The sequence below is a fragment of the Mesorhizobium sp. ES1-3 genome (assembly GCF_020164795.1).
In the GTDB taxonomy this organism is placed as follows: Bacteria; Pseudomonadota; Alphaproteobacteria; order Rhizobiales; family Rhizobiaceae; genus Mesorhizobium.
Genome location: NZ_JAIUGW010000014.1, coordinates 35160 through 49756, shown reverse-complemented (window position 1 = coordinate 49756; position 14597 = coordinate 35160). Strand labels below are relative to the sequence as shown.

The following is a 14597-nucleotide window of genomic DNA, read 5'->3' as shown; positions in this document are numbered from 1 at the left end:
CAAGCGATTATCAGCTGCCGAAACTGTCGAGAAAGCTCGCCAACAGCCTCGAAACCTCGTGTGGAGCCTCACGTGTCGGGAAGTGCCCGACCGCGTCCAGGACCACTCGTTTGTAGGGCGCCGTGAAATGCTCCTCCAGTCCTTCCGAGGATGCGGTCAGTACGACACGGTCGTCGCCACCATGAAGCGTCAAGGTCGGCACCGTGATGATCTTGACCGATGTTTGCCGGCGGGCCAGCTCCGCGTAGCGCGCTTCGGGCTCCGCCTCACCCCAGCGAACCCGATAGGAATGCAACGTCACGTCCGGCCAATCCGGGTTGTCGAAGGATGCAGCCACTTCATCGAAAATGGCGTCGTCGAACCAGCCCAACGGGCTCCAGCTGTCCCATTGGAATCTGGCGAATTCCTTGCGGTTCTTTCGCACGAACTCGGCGCCGCGCGCTGTTGCCATGAACCATTGATACCAAAATGCTTTCGCCTGTTCAGGCGCCGGCGTTGCCGGTTTGCCGGGCTGCCAGCCAAGCGATAGCGCGGCACAGCAACTGATGCGATCGGGAAAGATCGAGGCCAGGAGGTAGGCGATCCGTGCTCCCCAGTCGTGACCGACGACCGCAAAGCGGCTGAGGCCAAGCGCGTCGGCAAAGCCCAGCACATCCTGCGCCATTGCGGCAATTTCGCCGGATCGCATGGTCTCGTTCGACAGGAACGATGTCTGCCCAAAACCTCGCAACCACGGCGAAAACGTCCGAAAGCCGGCCTCGTGGAGGACCGGCGAAATGCGCGCGTAAGTGGTCGCGTCGTCCGGCCAGCCATGCAGCAGGACGACCGGCGGACCGTCTTGCGGGCCACCACCGAGATAAGCGATGCGCAGCAGTGGCGTATCGCAAAATGAGACGAGGTTCATTTGCTCTCCGGCGCTGTAACCGGCTGGTCACCGCCAGTCGTCGACTTGGGTCTGACATCCTGGTCAACCTGCGGATTCTTGTTGACGGAGTCGGTGTTGGCTTTCGTCGGTTGGGTGCTGTTATCACAGGCACCGAGCGCAAGAGCAGCAGCCAACACCAGAAGCGACAAGGATTTCTTCATCGAAACCTCCCCTGACTGATGGTCGACAACGAGGTTCCGCGAATTTGGTTGCCCGGGGCGCCCCCGATCAGCCATCCGCAAAAAGCGTTGCCGCAACGGCGATCGAGGTCAGGCTCGACATTGCAAGGCTTGCCCTGATGGCGTGCGACATCTCCCAGATATTCCGGAAATCTCTCCAATCACCATCTTGCTTCCGAGCGAATATGGAGAAAAACGCCGCGCCCGATCTCGACATGGCGACGTCCTTCACCCAGAAATTATTGACGGGATGCGTGACCAGCCAATAGGTCGCGTGTTGCGCCGCCAGGAAAAACAGCGACGCGAGCGTCCACCAGAACCGAGTACTTGCAGAAGGCGTCAAATAGAGCAGGATGGCAAGCGCGAGGATGCCTCCGATTTCGGAAAAACCGCCAATCGTGAAGCCGGGATAGTAGATCGTCTGCACTGCCTTGTAGGTCGCCTCTTTCAGGCGCATTTTGCCCGGTAGCTCCAATGCATGTGCAAGCGAGAGCGCCGTTGCGATTGCGACCAGCAGGAGCGTGAAAACCATCAAAACGCGCATGCTCTTACTCCATTAACCGCGCTCTTTCGCAACCGGCATGGAGTGGCCGTTGGCCGCCGCCGTAGCCGGCGGAACGCAGAGAAGTCATCGTGCAGCCGTTCGGCTATGCCACGAGCACAGGGACTGATCGACAAGACGGGTCAGGTGGGGTCGCACCGCGCGCGGTTGCGAATGCGAACAGGTGACGATCCTCACCTAAGCCGCCCCGCGCGCGTCAGAACATGATCCTTTGCCTCAACCACGTAAGAAACCTGTTGCCGCCAATTGTCGCGCGGACCCGAGCGGCAGCCCACCGTGCTTTCATGGTAGAGCCTACGTGACAATCGCAAACGATGTCATGCAGTTGCCAGTCGTTCAGTTCGAAGAAGCGCTTGGCCTCGCCATAAGTGTCATCCCGAAGACCCAACGCGCGCAGCATCGGGTCTTCGAAGGCAACAGTAATTGCCGACCCTTCGCCGCGTGCGATGGCGCGTGCCTCCGGATGCATATGTTCGGTGCCTGTAAACGCGCCAAGGCATCGCTCGGGATTCTGATCGAGAAGTTCAGCCCATCGCGCGATGCGCTCATCCCGTGTCATTTCCGAATATGGCGCCGAGGGTTCAATCCTGGCGACGGCCTGTAGTTGGTCGAGTGTCTGGTGTTTCATGGTCAGCTCCTGTCGTGAAGGGGAGGAGTGCCCACCCCTTCAATGGAATTACCGCGCGGCGGTACTTCGACAAGAGCGCGAAACCGGAAGAATTCGGCTCCACCAAATGCGTCTGGGCAGGATCACAAATGCGCTGACCGCGTTCACTCAATGGCGCGCTTTTCCACAGGCTCTGCCGACGGAGGAGCGGTCCAATAGCGGCCTAGCACCCCGGCGGTTGCCTTTATGGCATCCTACTTTTTGATAATGTTGCCGTCGCGCAGGTCGAATGCTTCGGCGCCGCGAGCCTGGCGGTAGAAATCGTCCTGCAATTCACCCCATTCGCCGAGGAAGGCACCGCAATTGCTGCAATAAATTGGCGTCGACTCCGTGGCGTCGTCGGGAATGTCCATCTGGATCGTCCCGCAAGCCTTGCAATCGAGTTTGTCGTCCAATTTGCGTGCCATTTTCCAATGATCGCGCATTTTCACACAGGAGCCAATTGTTGATTTCGTACGGAGCGGTGCCTGCGATCACCCTCAGCCTCATTCCGATCCGGTCCAAGATGGAGATCAAGCGATGGCACGATTGCGTGCGAGCGGCTCAGACGGCAAGCTGACGTGCCAGATTGCCCCGAAAGCGCCGTGCACTTTCGGTCCGATATTTGTCGGGTTCAGAGCTTCCGGGCCGGCAGTGGTGGAGAGGGTTGGATTCGAACCAACGTAAGCTAAGCTAACGGATTTACAGTCCGTCCCCTTTAACCACTCGGGCACCTCTCCATTCTGCCGCCGGAGCCATGCAACGAGGCATTCGCACCAGTTCGGACCCGAGTTGTGTCTTCTCCGAAACCAGCGAAGCGCCTTATGGCGGCAAGGCCAGTGGGTGTCAACCGCGCAGGAAGGGTTTTTCGACGTTGTTCGCCGGCTGCGGCGACAGGGCATATCCCTGACAGCAGGAGACCGCTATAGAAGCCGGCCATGAGCAACAATTCCAATACCCCGAAAGACACCCACTACGCCAAGCTGCGCCGCGCCTTTCGCGACGAGAAAAGCGGCGGCGCGCCGGCGTTCAGGCCCCGCCAACCCGTGCCACCAGGCGAGAACGCCGGGGATGGCCTGGTGCGACTTTATGGCCTGCACACAGTGCGCGCGGCACTCGACAATCCGCGGCGTCGGATCAAGAAAATGCTGGTGACGCGCAATGCGGCCGAACGGCTCGAGATCGGCGATCTCGCCGCGCTGCCCTTCAAGGCTGAACTGGTCGAACCCAGGGACATCGACAAAGTCACCGGCTCGGACGCCGTGCATCAGGGCGTGCTGATCGAGGCGGAGCCACTGAAGCCGAAGCGTCTCGACGCACTCGGCGACACCAGGCTGGTGCTGGTGCTCGACCAGGTCACCGACCCGCACAATGTCGGCGCCATCCTGCGCTCGGCGGTCGCTTTCGGCGCCGGGGCGCTGATTACCACGGCCCGCCATAGTCCGCAGGAATCCGGCGTGCTGGCGAAATCCGCCTCCGGCGCGCTGGAGCATATCGACCAGATCGAGGTGAAGAATCTCGCCAATGCGCTCGGCCAGTTGCACGAAGCCGGCTTCCAGACCATCGGGCTCGATTCGGACGGGCCGGCGGAACTCGAAACGAGTTTTGCCGGCGACAGGATAGCCTTGGTGCTCGGCGCCGAAGGCAAGGGCCTGCGCCAGAAAACGCGCGAGACGGTGACGACGTTGGCCAGGCTCGACATGCCCGGCGCTATCCGCTCACTCAACGTGTCGAACGCAGCGGCGGTGGGCCTTTATGCAGCGCGGGCATTTCTGAAGCGTGGCTGATTGGAAGCGGCAAGCTTCCCGCCATGAATCAAAACGGGTTCCGGCGAACGCTTGCCGGAACCCGTTCCTGGGTTAAGACAAAAGTTTGCGGCTTGGGAACGTTATGCCGCCCTCTTCCGACCTATGCCGCTTTGCCTTTGCTTTCTTTTGCCTCCTTGCCGATCTCGAAATTCGCCATCCGCTCCAGCGCCCTCACCAGCGCCGAGTGATCCTCCTTGGCGCCACCGTTGGCGGCGCAGGAATTGAACAGTTGCTGGGTGGTCGATGTGTTGGGCAGCGACACGCCAAGCGCCTTTGCACCCTCCAGCGCCAGGTTCAGATCCTTCTGGTGCAGTTCGATGCGGAAACCCGGAGCGAAGGTGCGCTTGACCATGCGCTCGCCATGCACTTCGAGGATGCGTGACGCTGCCAGCCCGCCCATCAGCGCCTGCCTGACCTTGGCTGGATCCGCGCCGGCTTTCGATGCAAAAACAAGCGCTTCGGCGACGGCTTCAATGGTCAGCGCGACGACGATCTGGTTGGCGACCTTGGTGGTCTGGCCGACGCCGTTCGGCCCGACCGAGGTGATGTTCTTGCCCATCTTTTCGAAAACCGGTTTCGCACGCTCGAAGGCGCTTTCCTCGCCGCCGACCATGATGGTGAGGGATGCGGCCTTGGCACCGACCTCGCCGCCCGAAACCGGCGCATCGAGATAGTCGCAACCGAGATCGTTGATCCTTTTTGCGAATTCCTTTGTCTCGATCGGCGAGATCGAGCTCATGTCGATAACGAGTTTGCCCTTGGAAAGGCCAGAGGCGACGCCGTTCTCACCGAACAGCACCTCGGCCACCTGTGGGGTATCCGGCACCATGGTGATGATGATGTCGGCGGCCTTGGCCACGGCGGCATGGCCGGTAACCGTCTTCAGGCCCTTGGCGACGAGATCAGCCGGCGGCTTGGAGCGATGGTCGCTGGCGATGACGCTGTAGCCGGCGTCGAGCAGATGCCCCGCCATGGGCGCGCCCATGATGCCGAGGCCGATGAAGCCGATGGTCTCCATGTGGTTTCTCCTGCAAGTTCTTTCGAATTCATCAAAAGTTGGTGCCGCCCCTCATCCGCCTGCCGGCACCTTCTCCCCGTATAGTGACGGGGAGAAGGGACGCGCTTCAACGCTGACGATCCCCTCTCCCCGTTCTTCACGGGGAGAGGGTAAGGGTGAGGGGCAGCGCCGACGTTGACATTTCCCAGCCGCTACGCCGCCGCGCTTCCCTGCCCAGCCAGCCCCCTGAACCACCCCAGTCCGGCTTCCGTCCCCGCCTTCGGCTTGTATTCCGCCCCCACCCAGCCGGAATAACCAATCCGATCGATATGGTCGTAGAGGAAGGGATAGTTGATCTCGCCCGTCCCCGGCTCGTGACGGCCGGGATTGTCCGCAAGCTGGATATGCGCGATGCGGCCGAGGTTTGCCTCGATTTTACGGGCGAGATCCCCCTCCATGATCTGCATGTGATAGATGTCGTATTGCAGGAACAAGTTCTTCGAGCCGACACGGTCGATCAGCGCCAGCGCCTGGTCGGAATAGTTCAGGAAGAAGCCGGGAAGATCGCGCGTGTTGATCGGTTCGACCAGCAGCTTGATGCCGGCTTGCTCCAGCTTCTCCGCCGCGAAGGCGAGATTTTCGGCAAAGACATTTTCAAGCGTGTCCCGTGCAATGTCCTGCGGCGCGATCCCGGCCAGGCAGTTGACCTGCTGGCAGCCAAGCGCCTGCGCATAGGTGATCGCCTTGGCAATGCCCTGGCGGAATTCCGGCACGCGATCCGGCAGCACGGCGATGCCGCGCTCGCCCTTGGCCCAGTCGCCCGCGGGAAGGTTGAACAGCACTTGCGTCAGACCATTCTTCTTTAGCCTCGCGGCCACTACCTCGGGCGCGTGATCATAAGGGCCGATATATTCGACACCTTTGAAGCCGGCGCGGGCGGCGGCATCGAAACGGTCGAGGAAATCATGCTCGCCAAAGAGCATCGACAGATTGGCTGAAAAACGTGGCATTCTTTTTCTCCCTGGAGCATGGGACCCGATGCTCGAACAAAATTAGTCGAGCATCACGATGGCGGTCGGAGCGTCTTCCTGACGTTCGGCAAGGTCCTCGAATTCGGTGATCTTGTCGATCTCGGTGCCCATCGAGATGTTCGTGACGCGTTCGAGAATGAATTCGAGCACGACCGGAACCTGATGTTCCTTCATCAACCGCTCCGCTTGCTTGAAGGCGCCGGCGAACTCCTCCGGCTTGCGCACCCTGACCGCCTTGCAGCCCATTGCCTCAGCGACGGCGACATGGTCGACGCCGTAGCCGGCCTCCGGATCGCCGGTACGGTTGATGTTCTCGAAGGCCAGGCTGACCTCATAATCCATCGAGAAACCGCGCTGGGCCTGGCGGATCAGGCCGAGATACGCATTGTTCACCACGACGTGGATGTAGGGCAGCTTGTGCTGGGCGCCGACCGCCAGTTCCTCGATCATGAATTGGAAATCATAGTCGCCCGACAGCGCCACGATGGTGCGGTCTGGATCGGCGGCGCGCACGCCGAGTGCTGCCGGCAAGGTCCAGCCAAGCGGGCCGGCCTGGCCGCAATTGATCCAGTTGCGCGGCTTGTAGACATGCAGGAACTGCGCCCCGGCGATCTGCGACAGGCCGATCGTGGTGACATAGGTGACGTCGCGGCCAAACGCCTTGTTCATCTCCTCGTAGACACGCTGCGGCTTCAGCGGCACCTGTTCGAAATGGGTCTTGCGCTTCATCGTCTTCTTGCGGCCCTGGCATTCCTTGGCCCAGCCCGACCAGTCGCGCAGCTTGCCCGCCGTCTTCCACTCGGTGGCGACGTCGAGCAGCATCTTCAGCGCAGCGCCGGCATCGGAGACGACTCCGAGATCGGGCGCGAAGACACGGCCTATTTGAGTGGGCTCGATGTCGACATGGATGAATTTCTTGCCCTTGGTATAGACGTCGACCGAGCCGGTGTGACGGTTGGCCCAGCGGTTGCCGATGCCGAAGACGAAATCGGCTTCCAACATGGTGGCATTGCCGTAGCGGTGCGAGGTCTGCAGCCCGCACATGCCGGCCATCAGCCGGTGGTCGTCGGGGATTGCGCCCCAGCCCATCAGCGTCGGGATGACCGGAACGCCCGTGATCTCGGCAAATTCGATCAGCAGGTCCGATGCGTCGGCGTTGATGATGCCGCCGCCGGCGACGATCAGCGGCTTCTCGGCCGCGTTGAGCATCGTCAGCGCCTTTTCCGCCTGGGCGTGTGTCATTGCCGGCTTGAACGGCGCCAGCGGCTCGTAGGCATCGATGTCGAACTCGATCTCGGCCAACTGGACGTCGACCGGCAGGTCGATCAGCACCGGACCCGGCCGCGACGACCGCATCAGATGGAACGCCTTCTGCAGCGCCATCGGCACCAGATAGGGCTCCATGACCGTCACCGCCCATTTGGCGACGGGCGCAGCGATGGCGGCGATGTCGACGGCCTGGAAATCCTCCTTGTTGAGGCGCGCACGCGGCGCCTGGCCGGTGATGCACAGGATCGGGATGGAATCGGCCGCGGCCGAATAGAGCCCGGTGATCATGTCGGTGCCGGCCGGCCCCGAAGTGCCGATGCAGAGACCGATATTGCCTGATTTCGCGCGGGTATAGCCTTCCGCCATATGCGAGGCGCCCTCGACGTGGCGGGCAAGGACATGGCGGATGGTGCCCCTCGCCTTCATCGCCGAATACAGGGGATTGATCGCCGCGCCCGGCACGCCGAAGGCGCAGGAAATGCCTTCCTTTTCGAGAACGAGAACAGCGGCATCGACAGCGCGCATCCTGGCCATTTCCAGCCTCCACGAGATGATTGTTGGATGGCTAAGGATGTCATCGACTCGGTGATTTTTCAATTTTTTCAGAATATTTTTTCATTTTTAGAAAACAAACGCTACCGCCTGAATTTATTTGGTTTTCCCTTTTCCAGTATTTGCGCCCGGAATTTCATGGAAAACTTTTTCATTGCTTTTTGGGAAAACCGGCCGAGAATGCCGACCATGGAAACGACCGAAAAACGGCAACGTGGGCGCCCGCGTGCCTTCAATGGTCCGGCCGAAGCTTCCTCGGTACAGTCGCTCGACCGGGCCTTGCGCATTCTGGCCATTGTCGCGGACGGCAGCGGCCTGTCGCTGAGCGAGATATCGGCGCAAAGCGGGCTCGCCGCCTCCACCGCCTACCGCATGCTGACGACGCTCGAAAACCACGGCATGGTCGAGTTCGATACGTCTGACCAGCTCTGGTCGATCGGCGTCGAGACCTACCGCATGGGCGCGGCGTTCCTGCGCCGCCGCAAGCTGGTCGACCGTGCCCGCATCGTCATGCAGGACCTGATGGAGAAGACCGGCGAGACTGCCAATCTCGGCGTCGCCGAGGACGACTGCGTGGTCTTCGTCAGCCAGGTCGAGACGCACCAGGCGATCCGCGCCTTCTTCCGGCCGGGCACGCGCAGTCCCTTCCATGCCTCGGGCATCGGCAAGGCGGTGCTGGCGCATCTCGAACCGGAGCGCGTCGGAGCCATCCTGCGCAAGGCGGGCCTGCAGCGCTATACTGACAGGACCCTTTCCGACATCTCCGCCCTCGCCCACGATCTGGCGGCCACCAAGCATCGCGGCTGGTCGGTCGACGACGAGGAGCGCCACCCCGGCATGCGTTGTGTCGCCGCCGCCATCTTCAACGAGTATGGCGAACCCATTGGCGGCGTTTCCGTGTCCGGGCCGACGGTACGGGTCACGCCCGACCGACTGGCGGAGATCGGCCCGCTGGTGCGCGATGCCGCAGCCGAGGTGACCAGGATGATAGGCGGCGTGGCGGTCAGTTGATCACGAAGCGCCTGCCTAGATGCTTGTAGCCGCCATGTCGAAGAAATCGAACACCATCGCCAGTCCGACAGGGCGCACGTTGCATAGGATTTGGCCGTCTTGCCGTGGCGCCCGAATGCATGCGAAAGGGCGCGAATGAGGACAATGGTTCAGCTTCTGCTTGTCGTTTCGCTTTGCGGATGCGTGGCGGCGACACCACGACCCGATACCGGCGGCCAACGGGTCAATCCAATTCCGATCTCACTCGCGCTGGAGGAGATCATCACGACCGGTATCCGCCAGCACCTGCCGGATCCGGCCTCCGCCAGGTTCGGAACCATGCTCGCCGGCGAGCGAACGCTTGATGGCCGCCAAGAGATCGTGGCCTGCGGCACCGTCAGCGCCAAGACCTTGTCCGGCGCCCATGGCGGCGACAAGCCATTCATCGCCAAGGTCTACCCGGAAGCCGCAAGCAGTTTTGAACTGGTCGCGATGGGCGACGAGACGCAGGCTGCCCGGCTTCAGATTGGCGGCTCCTGCCGCGCGGCCGGTCTGCCGATCCTCGACGCCGACCCGAAGACGCACCTCTAGACGGGCGGTCTTCAAACGAGGAAGAGGGGCTGCCTCGCAACCCCTCTTTCCTGTTGGTCCACTTTCCTGTCGCTGGTCCCTCAGAGCCGGCAGTAGTGGCTGTAGCCGTCATGGCCGATATAGGTGTCGGAGTCCGGATCGTAGCTCGCGTAACGCTCGAAGCAGCGACGGACGTGCCAGGAACCACCATCTTCATCGACATAGACCGTACGCGGCTGCTGCTGGGCAAGCAGGCTGCCGAGGACGAAACCGCCGACGCCGGCGGCGATGCCGATGCCGAGGTCGTGGTGATGCGAATGGGCCGCCGAGGGCTGGACGGTGCCGACCAAAGCGGTGGCGGCGACGGTGGAGGCGATAAGGCCGGAAACGAGTGTGCGCTTGAACATGACGATCTCCTTGCTTCGTTGACCGAGGCGATCCATCCGCCTCTTGATCATCTGTCGCCGCGGCGTCGAAAAAGGTTCGACGGGGTTTTTATTTTTTCGAAGAATTTTCGAAGAAGCAGATAGCCGCAGCCTAAATGGCTCGGCGCCCTCGCCGGTGTTGATCAACCAGACTCGTGCGCTTCAGGTACCTTTCGCCAATCAGGTCATCGTCCGTGACTGCGACAGGGAGGCCGCGTCAATGCAAAAGCAAAAAGGGCGGCCGAAGCCGCCCTTTCCTGGAACTGGTTTCTTCAGTCACGCGGCCAGGCCGCGCTCAGTAGACGATGATGTGGTGGTGGTGATGATGGTGATGGTGATGGCCGTAGACCCACCAGTAATCCGGGTAGTCCGGATAATCCTGGTAGTCGAGGTAGTCGTCGTAATGATCATGATGGTGATGCATGCCATGAGCCGACGAAGACTGTACGGTGCCGGCGAGCGCGCCGGTTGCAACGAAGATGGCGACGAGGGCGGAAACGAAACTGCGCTTGAACATGATGATCTCCTGGATCTTTGATCGAGGCGACCATTCGCCTCTGAAGATCAGTCGGCGCGGCCCGGCAAAAGGTTCGACAGATCCGGAGATTCTTTTGAAACACGGTTGGTGTGTAGCGAGCAGGCCATATCGGTTCGCGCCATGACCACTACTGACTATTCGCCACGGGCTCAGCCCATGCCGGTGATATGGCGAAGCCAGAAGGCGAGCGCGATGAAGCCGATGATGGTGGTGACGCCCGTCCAGTCGACATTGGCCTTCTTCACGTCACTGATGAGCTTCACCAGCAGCATCCACGCCACGATGACGACAGGGAGAATGATGACGAGCCTGATCATGCGACACTCCAGTCCGAAGCGATTGCACCCTTACCTTCATGTAGGAAGCGCGTTTGCGGATTTCAGCACGGGCCATGGCGTCATCCACCACGACGGGGCCAAAAATGGAGTTTTGTCTTTACTGGCGCAACAAATATGCTAACCGGGGCACCGTGCCCTTGTAGCTCAGCTGGTAGAGCAGCGGTTTTGTAAACCGAAGGTCGGCGGTTCGATTCCGTCCGGGGGCACCACCCTTCGCTCTTCGAGCTCCGGGTGGCAGGCCACCCTAAGCCCGTACATGCTGGCCACCCCAAACCTTAAGACGCAGGCCACCCCAAAGCTTAGACGCAGGCCACCGCAAGCCCGTAGACGCAGGAGCGTCCTCCGAAACCCCGGTGTAGAGCGATTACGAGCGCCCTCTACGACGCGCTTGCGATTTGGGCCGACACGTTCGTCCTGGTGAACGTATTCCTCACCCTCACGGACTTGTAGACATAAGCAGCCCAGATGCCGGCCCCCACAAAAAACGCCAGGGGTGCCACCAGCGCATCGCCTGCGAGCACCTGGTTCACCGGGACGCCTAGAATTGACGAAATCCAGATCGTATCCAGGATTAATACGGCAGGGATCGCAAGCCACTGAAGCAGAAACAATTGCGGGAATCGATGGCTTCGCCGCAGCATCGAAACCAGCACAACCAGTTGAAGGGCCAGAAATGCGAGATTGAGGGCGACCTCGCCATACACCGCCAGCGGCCCATTTGGGAGGGTCATGAGTTGCCGGTAGCCGTCGGCGGAATTGGCGAACTCGGCGAGTGTGCGCAACGGTGACAATGTCTGACCGATCGCCAGCAGCATCAGCCAGCCACCGAAGGCCACAAGTGACTCAGGATTCAGCGACGGCTTCGCGGCTGACCGGACAGCAAAGAAAACAGGCACGCCGATCAACAGCAGCACGATCGCCCAATGCAGATGGAAAACGCCCCCATTTACCCCTCCCCTTTTTTATGCCCCTTTAAGTTGTATCATATTTCAAATTCAACTCAAGAGCTGAACTTTGCGTAAGACAAGGTCTGATGCCGAAGCGACGCCTTCTCCTGCCTGATCCTGACTCCTTCACACCCCGATCGCCGCAACCAAAATCCTGTTCTGCCTCCGTATCGCCGCCCTCAACTCCGGTATCCTCGCTTCGTCGCGTTTCACGAATTCGATGAACATCATGTTCATGTTGTTGAAGATCAGTTCGCCGAGCGCCGTGCCGTCGATATCCTGCCGCACCAGGCCAATCTCCTGCAGCCGGGCGATCAGCGCGCGGATCTGTTCGGTGAGCGAGCGGTCGAGGCCAGTGTAGGCCTGGCCGAATGGGCTGTCGGGCAGTTGCGTCGAGATCGCCATCGCCTGCCGCCACATCTCCTTGCTGAGGTAATGCAACGAGTGCTCGATATAGATGCCGATCAGCGTATCCAGCGCATCGCCGACATTGGCCGGCGGCCTGGCGACCACGCCGCGCCCGGCGTTGAGCACCTCGTTGACCTCCAGCGAGACGATGGCGCCGAGGATGTCGCCCTTGTTCCGATAGTAGTTGTAGATGGTGCCGATCGACACCTCTGCCTGCGCGGCGATCGCCTCGATCTTGGCGCCCTCATAGCCGGCCTCGCGGAAAAGTGCCGCAGCAGCCTCGATGATGCGCCTGTGCCGGTCCGCCTTCTGCCTTGCCCGCAATCCGCTCATATCAGCCTCTTGCCACAAAAATCGAATTGACTCAATTTTAGAATTGGTTCAATTTTTTGCAAGAAGCCACAAAGGCAAGGGAGAACACTCGATGTCCGTCAAATCCGGGAATCCGCTTTCCGTCATGAAGCGCCGGCTACACGCCGCGTGTGCCGCCACCGCAATGCTGCTTGCGGCAGGCAGCCTCGCCGAGGCCGCCGATCTCAACGCGCTGATCTGGTGCGATCATTCCGATCCGGCGCTGCTGCAGCCCTTCGAGGAGGCCAACAACGTCAAGGTCAACGTCAAGGAGTTCGAAGGCACCGGTGCTGGCCTCGCCATCGTCGAGCAGTCGCAGCCGGGCGATTGGGATGTGATGGTGATCGACAGCATCGACGTGCCGCGCGGCGTCGAGAAAGGCCTGTTCGAGCCGCTGCCGGAAGACAAGCTGCCCTTCGCCGACCTCTTCCCGCAGGTGAAGATGGACGGGTCGACCATTGTCGGCGGCAAGCGCTACGGCATCACCGAAAAGTTCGGCTACAACACGATCGGCTACAACAAGACCAAGGTCGATCCGGCCGATATGCAGTCCCTGACGTCGCTGACCAGCGACAAATACAAGGGCAAGGTCGCCATCTACGATTACTACCTCCCGGTCATCGGCATGGCCGCTCTCGCCATCGGCAAGAAGACGGCTGAACTCACCGAAGCCGATCTGCCCGCCCTTAGGGAAGAGCTGCTCAAGATGAAGGCCAACGCCAAGCTGGTCGGCGAAGTCACCGCCAGCCAGACGGCGCTCGCCACCGGCGAGGTCGACATCCTGGTCGGCGGCGGCGAATGGGTAACGGCGGGGCTGGCGAAGGAAAACCCGGCGTTGGACTTCTCCATTCCCAAAGAGGGTGCGGTGCTGTGGTCGCAGTCGCTGGCCATGTTCAAGGACTCCAGGAACAAGGACATGGCGCTGAAATTCATCCAGTACATCATGAGCCCGGAAGGCCAGGCGCGCCTTGCCACCTCGTCCTGCTACTGGGGCATGCCGTCCAACACCAAGGCCGCACTGACCGACGACCAGAAGAAGGTTTTGCGCTTCGACGAGCAGCCCGGCTTCCTCGCCCGTGCACAGGCCTACCCGGCGCCGAATGCCGACCTCGACAAGAAGATGCAGGATATGTGGACTGAAATGCTGCAGGCGAAGTGAGCGACCGTTGCCCATGAACTCTGCGGGAAACAGCGGGCGTGCCCCACCCCGGGCGGGGCGCGCCCTGCCCCGGGCGGGCCGCGCCCTGCCCTGGGCGATGGTCACGCCGGCACTCGGCTGGACGCTTGCTTTCTTCGTGCTGCCGTTCGTCGCCATGGGGTTTTCGAGCCTCACGGCGCATGAGGGCGGCGGCTTCACGCTCGCCAACTACAGCCAGTTCTTCAGCAATCCCTCCTACTGGCAGGCGATGGTGAACTCGCTGCAGGTCACCGCAATCGTCACCGTGGTCTCCGTGCTGCTCGCCTATCCCTTCGCGTGGATCCTGGCCGAACAAGTGCCGGAGCGCTGGCAGCGGCTGGCACTGATGCTGGCTGTGCTGCCGTTCTGGACGTCCTACGTCGTTCGCTCCTACTCATGGCTGCTGGTGCTGGCGCAGAACGGCGTCATTAACCGCGCGCTGACCGGCTCCGGCCTGATCAGCGAGCCGCTGCAGCTCGCCAACACGCGCTTGGCCACCGTCACCGGCTTCGTGCATTTCTTCGTCATGCTTTTGACGCTGACCATCTTCGCCAATCTGAAGCAGCTCAGCCCAAGTTATCGCAAGGCGGCCGCCGATCTCGGCGCCGGGCCGGTGCGCACCTTCCTGCATGTCATCCTGCCGCTGACCTTGCCCGGCATCATGGTGGGCGCTTTCCTGACCTTCGTGCTGTGCATCGGCGACTACATCACGCCGCAGATCCTCGGCGGCAACAACGAGCTTTTGATGCCGCAGCTGGTGATGATGCAGATCGGCCGGCGCGGCGATTTTCCGCTGGCCTCCGCGCTGTCGATCATACTGATGGCGGTCGTGACCATCGCCTATCTCGCCTGCGCCCGCTGGCTGAAGATCGAGCGGGCCTGAC

At 61.3% G+C, this 14597-nt stretch carries 18 protein-coding genes and 2 tRNA genes; 6 read left to right on the top strand and 14 right to left on the bottom strand.

Translation table 11 applies throughout. The features are described from left to right. Positions 1–10: 10 nt before the first annotated feature. The 6 genes from LB536_RS19360 to LB536_RS19335 form a co-directional block, all read right to left on the bottom strand. On the bottom strand, positions 11–904 hold the full coding sequence (locus LB536_RS19360; protein ID WP_224595506.1) for an alpha/beta fold hydrolase: 894 nt from the start codon (positions 902–904) through the stop codon (positions 11–13). Further along, positions 901–1086: a hypothetical protein gene (locus tag LB536_RS19355; RefSeq protein WP_140760215.1), complete on the bottom strand. Its 186-nt coding sequence runs from the start codon at positions 1084–1086 to the stop codon at positions 901–903. The genes LB536_RS19360 and LB536_RS19355 overlap by 4 nt, the downstream gene beginning before the upstream one ends. Before the next feature lie 67 nt (positions 1087–1153). Beyond that, entirely contained in the window at positions 1154–1648 is a 495-nt protein-coding gene (locus LB536_RS19350; RefSeq protein WP_140811921.1) for a DUF1772 domain-containing protein, read from the bottom strand. Positions 1649–1862: 214 nt separating this feature from the next. Continuing rightward, on the bottom strand, positions 1863–2294 hold the full coding sequence (locus LB536_RS19345; RefSeq protein WP_140760212.1) for a hypothetical protein: 432 nt from the start codon (positions 2292–2294) through the stop codon (positions 1863–1865). 233 nt (positions 2295–2527) lie between these two features. Further along, the gene (locus LB536_RS19340) at positions 2528–2686 is read right to left on the bottom strand and encodes a hypothetical protein (protein ID WP_224595504.1); all 159 of its coding nucleotides are present in this window, start codon (positions 2684–2686) and stop codon (positions 2528–2530) included. A 281-nt stretch (positions 2687–2967) separates the two neighbouring features. Further along, positions 2968–3052 (bottom strand) — tRNA-Tyr (locus tag LB536_RS19335). A 198-nt stretch (positions 3053–3250) separates the two neighbouring features. Here LB536_RS19335 and LB536_RS19330 point away from each other — a divergent pair. Then, a complete protein-coding gene (locus tag LB536_RS19330; protein WP_224595501.1) occupies positions 3251–4099 on the top strand; it encodes a TrmH family RNA methyltransferase in 849 nt (282 codons plus the stop codon). 121 nt (positions 4100–4220) lie between these two features. Here LB536_RS19330 and LB536_RS19325 read toward each other — a convergent pair whose 3' ends face one another. The 3 genes from LB536_RS19325 to gcl all read right to left on the bottom strand — a co-directional run bounded on the left by LB536_RS19325 (position 4221) and on the right by gcl (position 7951). After that, on the bottom strand, positions 4221–5138 hold the full coding sequence (locus tag LB536_RS19325; protein ID WP_224595499.1) for a 2-hydroxy-3-oxopropionate reductase: 918 nt from the start codon (positions 5136–5138) through the stop codon (positions 4221–4223). Positions 5139–5329: 191 nt separating this feature from the next. Then, the gene (gene otnI, locus LB536_RS19320; RefSeq protein WP_224595496.1) at positions 5330–6127 is read right to left on the bottom strand and encodes a 2-oxo-tetronate isomerase; all 798 of its coding nucleotides are present in this window, start codon (positions 6125–6127) and stop codon (positions 5330–5332) included. A 42-nt stretch (positions 6128–6169) separates the two neighbouring features. Then, the gene (gene gcl / locus LB536_RS19315) at positions 6170–7951 is read right to left on the bottom strand and encodes a glyoxylate carboligase (protein WP_224595493.1); all 1782 of its coding nucleotides are present in this window, start codon (positions 7949–7951) and stop codon (positions 6170–6172) included. A gap of 207 nt (positions 7952–8158) precedes the next feature. On the opposite strand from gcl, the gene bhcR reads away from it, so the two are divergent. Both bhcR and LB536_RS19305 read left to right on the top strand, forming a co-directional pair. Then, a complete protein-coding gene (gene bhcR / locus LB536_RS19310; RefSeq protein ID WP_140760275.1) occupies positions 8159–8980 on the top strand; it encodes an HTH-type transcriptional regulator BhcR in 822 nt (273 codons plus the stop codon). A 144-nt stretch (positions 8981–9124) separates the two neighbouring features. Continuing rightward, positions 9125–9550, top strand: coding sequence for a hypothetical protein (locus tag LB536_RS19305; RefSeq protein ID WP_224595492.1), 426 nt, complete (start codon positions 9125–9127; stop codon positions 9548–9550). Between the two features lie 80 nt (positions 9551–9630). On the opposite strand, the gene LB536_RS19300 is transcribed toward LB536_RS19305, so the two are convergent. From LB536_RS19300 to LB536_RS19290, 3 genes are all read right to left on the bottom strand, one after another. Then, complete coding sequence (locus tag LB536_RS19300) at positions 9631–9936, bottom strand: BA14K family protein (RefSeq protein ID WP_140760197.1); 306 nt, start codon at positions 9934–9936, stop codon at positions 9631–9633. A 313-nt stretch (positions 9937–10249) separates the two neighbouring features. Further along, positions 10250–10471 carry a hypothetical protein gene (locus tag LB536_RS19295; protein WP_140760195.1) on the bottom strand — a complete coding sequence of 74 codons (222 nt, stop codon included), beginning with the start codon at positions 10469–10471 and terminating at the stop codon, positions 10250–10252. Positions 10472–10641: 170 nt separating this feature from the next. After that, positions 10642–10809 (bottom strand): hypothetical protein, encoded by a 168-nt coding sequence (locus tag LB536_RS19290; protein WP_224595489.1) that lies wholly within the window; start codon positions 10807–10809, stop codon positions 10642–10644. Between the two features lie 154 nt (positions 10810–10963). On the opposite strand from LB536_RS19290, the gene LB536_RS19285 reads away from it, so the two are divergent. After that, positions 10964–11039, top strand: a tRNA-Thr gene (locus LB536_RS19285). A 168-nt stretch (positions 11040–11207) separates the two neighbouring features. On the opposite strand, the gene LB536_RS19280 is transcribed toward LB536_RS19285, so the two are convergent. Both LB536_RS19280 and LB536_RS19275 read right to left on the bottom strand, forming a co-directional pair. Further along, positions 11208–11744, bottom strand: coding sequence for a DUF2569 family protein (locus LB536_RS19280; protein ID WP_224595487.1), 537 nt, complete (start codon positions 11742–11744; stop codon positions 11208–11210). A 159-nt stretch (positions 11745–11903) separates the two neighbouring features. Then, positions 11904–12518: a TetR/AcrR family transcriptional regulator gene (locus LB536_RS19275; RefSeq protein WP_224595485.1), complete on the bottom strand. Its 615-nt coding sequence runs from the start codon at positions 12516–12518 to the stop codon at positions 11904–11906. Between the two features lie 91 nt (positions 12519–12609). On the opposite strand from LB536_RS19275, the gene LB536_RS19270 reads away from it, so the two are divergent. Together LB536_RS19270 and LB536_RS19265 are read left to right on the top strand one after the other, a co-directional pair. After that, a complete protein-coding gene (locus LB536_RS19270; RefSeq protein WP_224595483.1) occupies positions 12610–13695 on the top strand; it encodes a spermidine/putrescine ABC transporter substrate-binding protein in 1086 nt (361 codons plus the stop codon). Between the two features lie 13 nt (positions 13696–13708). Next, positions 13709–14596: an ABC transporter permease gene (locus LB536_RS19265; RefSeq protein WP_224595481.1), complete on the top strand. Its 888-nt coding sequence runs from the start codon at positions 13709–13711 to the stop codon at positions 14594–14596. The last annotated feature ends 1 nt before the right edge of the window (position 14597 follow it).

Excerpts from the sequence above, each read along its gene's own strand:
- LB536_RS19265 (WP_224595481.1), top strand. The coding sequence starts at position 13,709 with ATGAACTCTGCGGGAAACAGCGGGCGTGCCCCACCCCGGGCGGGGCGC.
- bhcR (WP_140760275.1), top strand. The coding sequence starts at position 8,159 with ATGGAAACGACCGAAAAACGGCAACGTGGGCGCCCGCGTGCCTTCAAT.
- LB536_RS19350 (WP_140811921.1), bottom strand. The coding sequence starts at position 1,648 with ATGCGCGTTTTGATGGTTTTCACGCTCCTGCTGGTCGCAATCGCAACG.
- LB536_RS19270 (WP_224595483.1), top strand. The coding sequence starts at position 12,610 with ATGTCCGTCAAATCCGGGAATCCGCTTTCCGTCATGAAGCGCCGGCTA.
- LB536_RS19360 (WP_224595506.1), bottom strand. The coding sequence starts at position 904 with ATGAACCTCGTCTCATTTTGCGATACGCCACTGCTGCGCATCGCTTAT.
- LB536_RS19290 (WP_224595489.1), bottom strand. The coding sequence starts at position 10,809 with ATGATCAGGCTCGTCATCATTCTCCCTGTCGTCATCGTGGCGTGGATG.
- gcl (WP_224595493.1), bottom strand. The coding sequence starts at position 7,951 with ATGGCCAGGATGCGCGCTGTCGATGCCGCTGTTCTCGTTCTCGAAAAG.
- LB536_RS19275 (WP_224595485.1), bottom strand. The coding sequence starts at position 12,518 with ATGAGCGGATTGCGGGCAAGGCAGAAGGCGGACCGGCACAGGCGCATC.
- LB536_RS19340 (WP_224595504.1), bottom strand. The coding sequence starts at position 2,686 with ATGGACATTCCCGACGACGCCACGGAGTCGACGCCAATTTATTGCAGC.
- LB536_RS19295 (WP_140760195.1), bottom strand. The coding sequence starts at position 10,471 with ATGTTCAAGCGCAGTTTCGTTTCCGCCCTCGTCGCCATCTTCGTTGCA.
- LB536_RS19325 (WP_224595499.1), bottom strand. The coding sequence starts at position 5,138 with ATGGAGACCATCGGCTTCATCGGCCTCGGCATCATGGGCGCGCCCATG.
- LB536_RS19300 (WP_140760197.1), bottom strand. The coding sequence starts at position 9,936 with ATGTTCAAGCGCACACTCGTTTCCGGCCTTATCGCCTCCACCGTCGCC.
- LB536_RS19355 (WP_140760215.1), bottom strand. The coding sequence starts at position 1,086 with ATGAAGAAATCCTTGTCGCTTCTGGTGTTGGCTGCTGCTCTTGCGCTC.
- LB536_RS19330 (WP_224595501.1), top strand. The coding sequence starts at position 3,251 with ATGAGCAACAATTCCAATACCCCGAAAGACACCCACTACGCCAAGCTG.
- LB536_RS19345 (WP_140760212.1), bottom strand. The coding sequence starts at position 2,294 with ATGAAACACCAGACACTCGACCAACTACAGGCCGTCGCCAGGATTGAA.
- LB536_RS19305 (WP_224595492.1), top strand. The coding sequence starts at position 9,125 with ATGGTTCAGCTTCTGCTTGTCGTTTCGCTTTGCGGATGCGTGGCGGCG.
- otnI (WP_224595496.1), bottom strand. The coding sequence starts at position 6,127 with ATGCCACGTTTTTCAGCCAATCTGTCGATGCTCTTTGGCGAGCATGAT.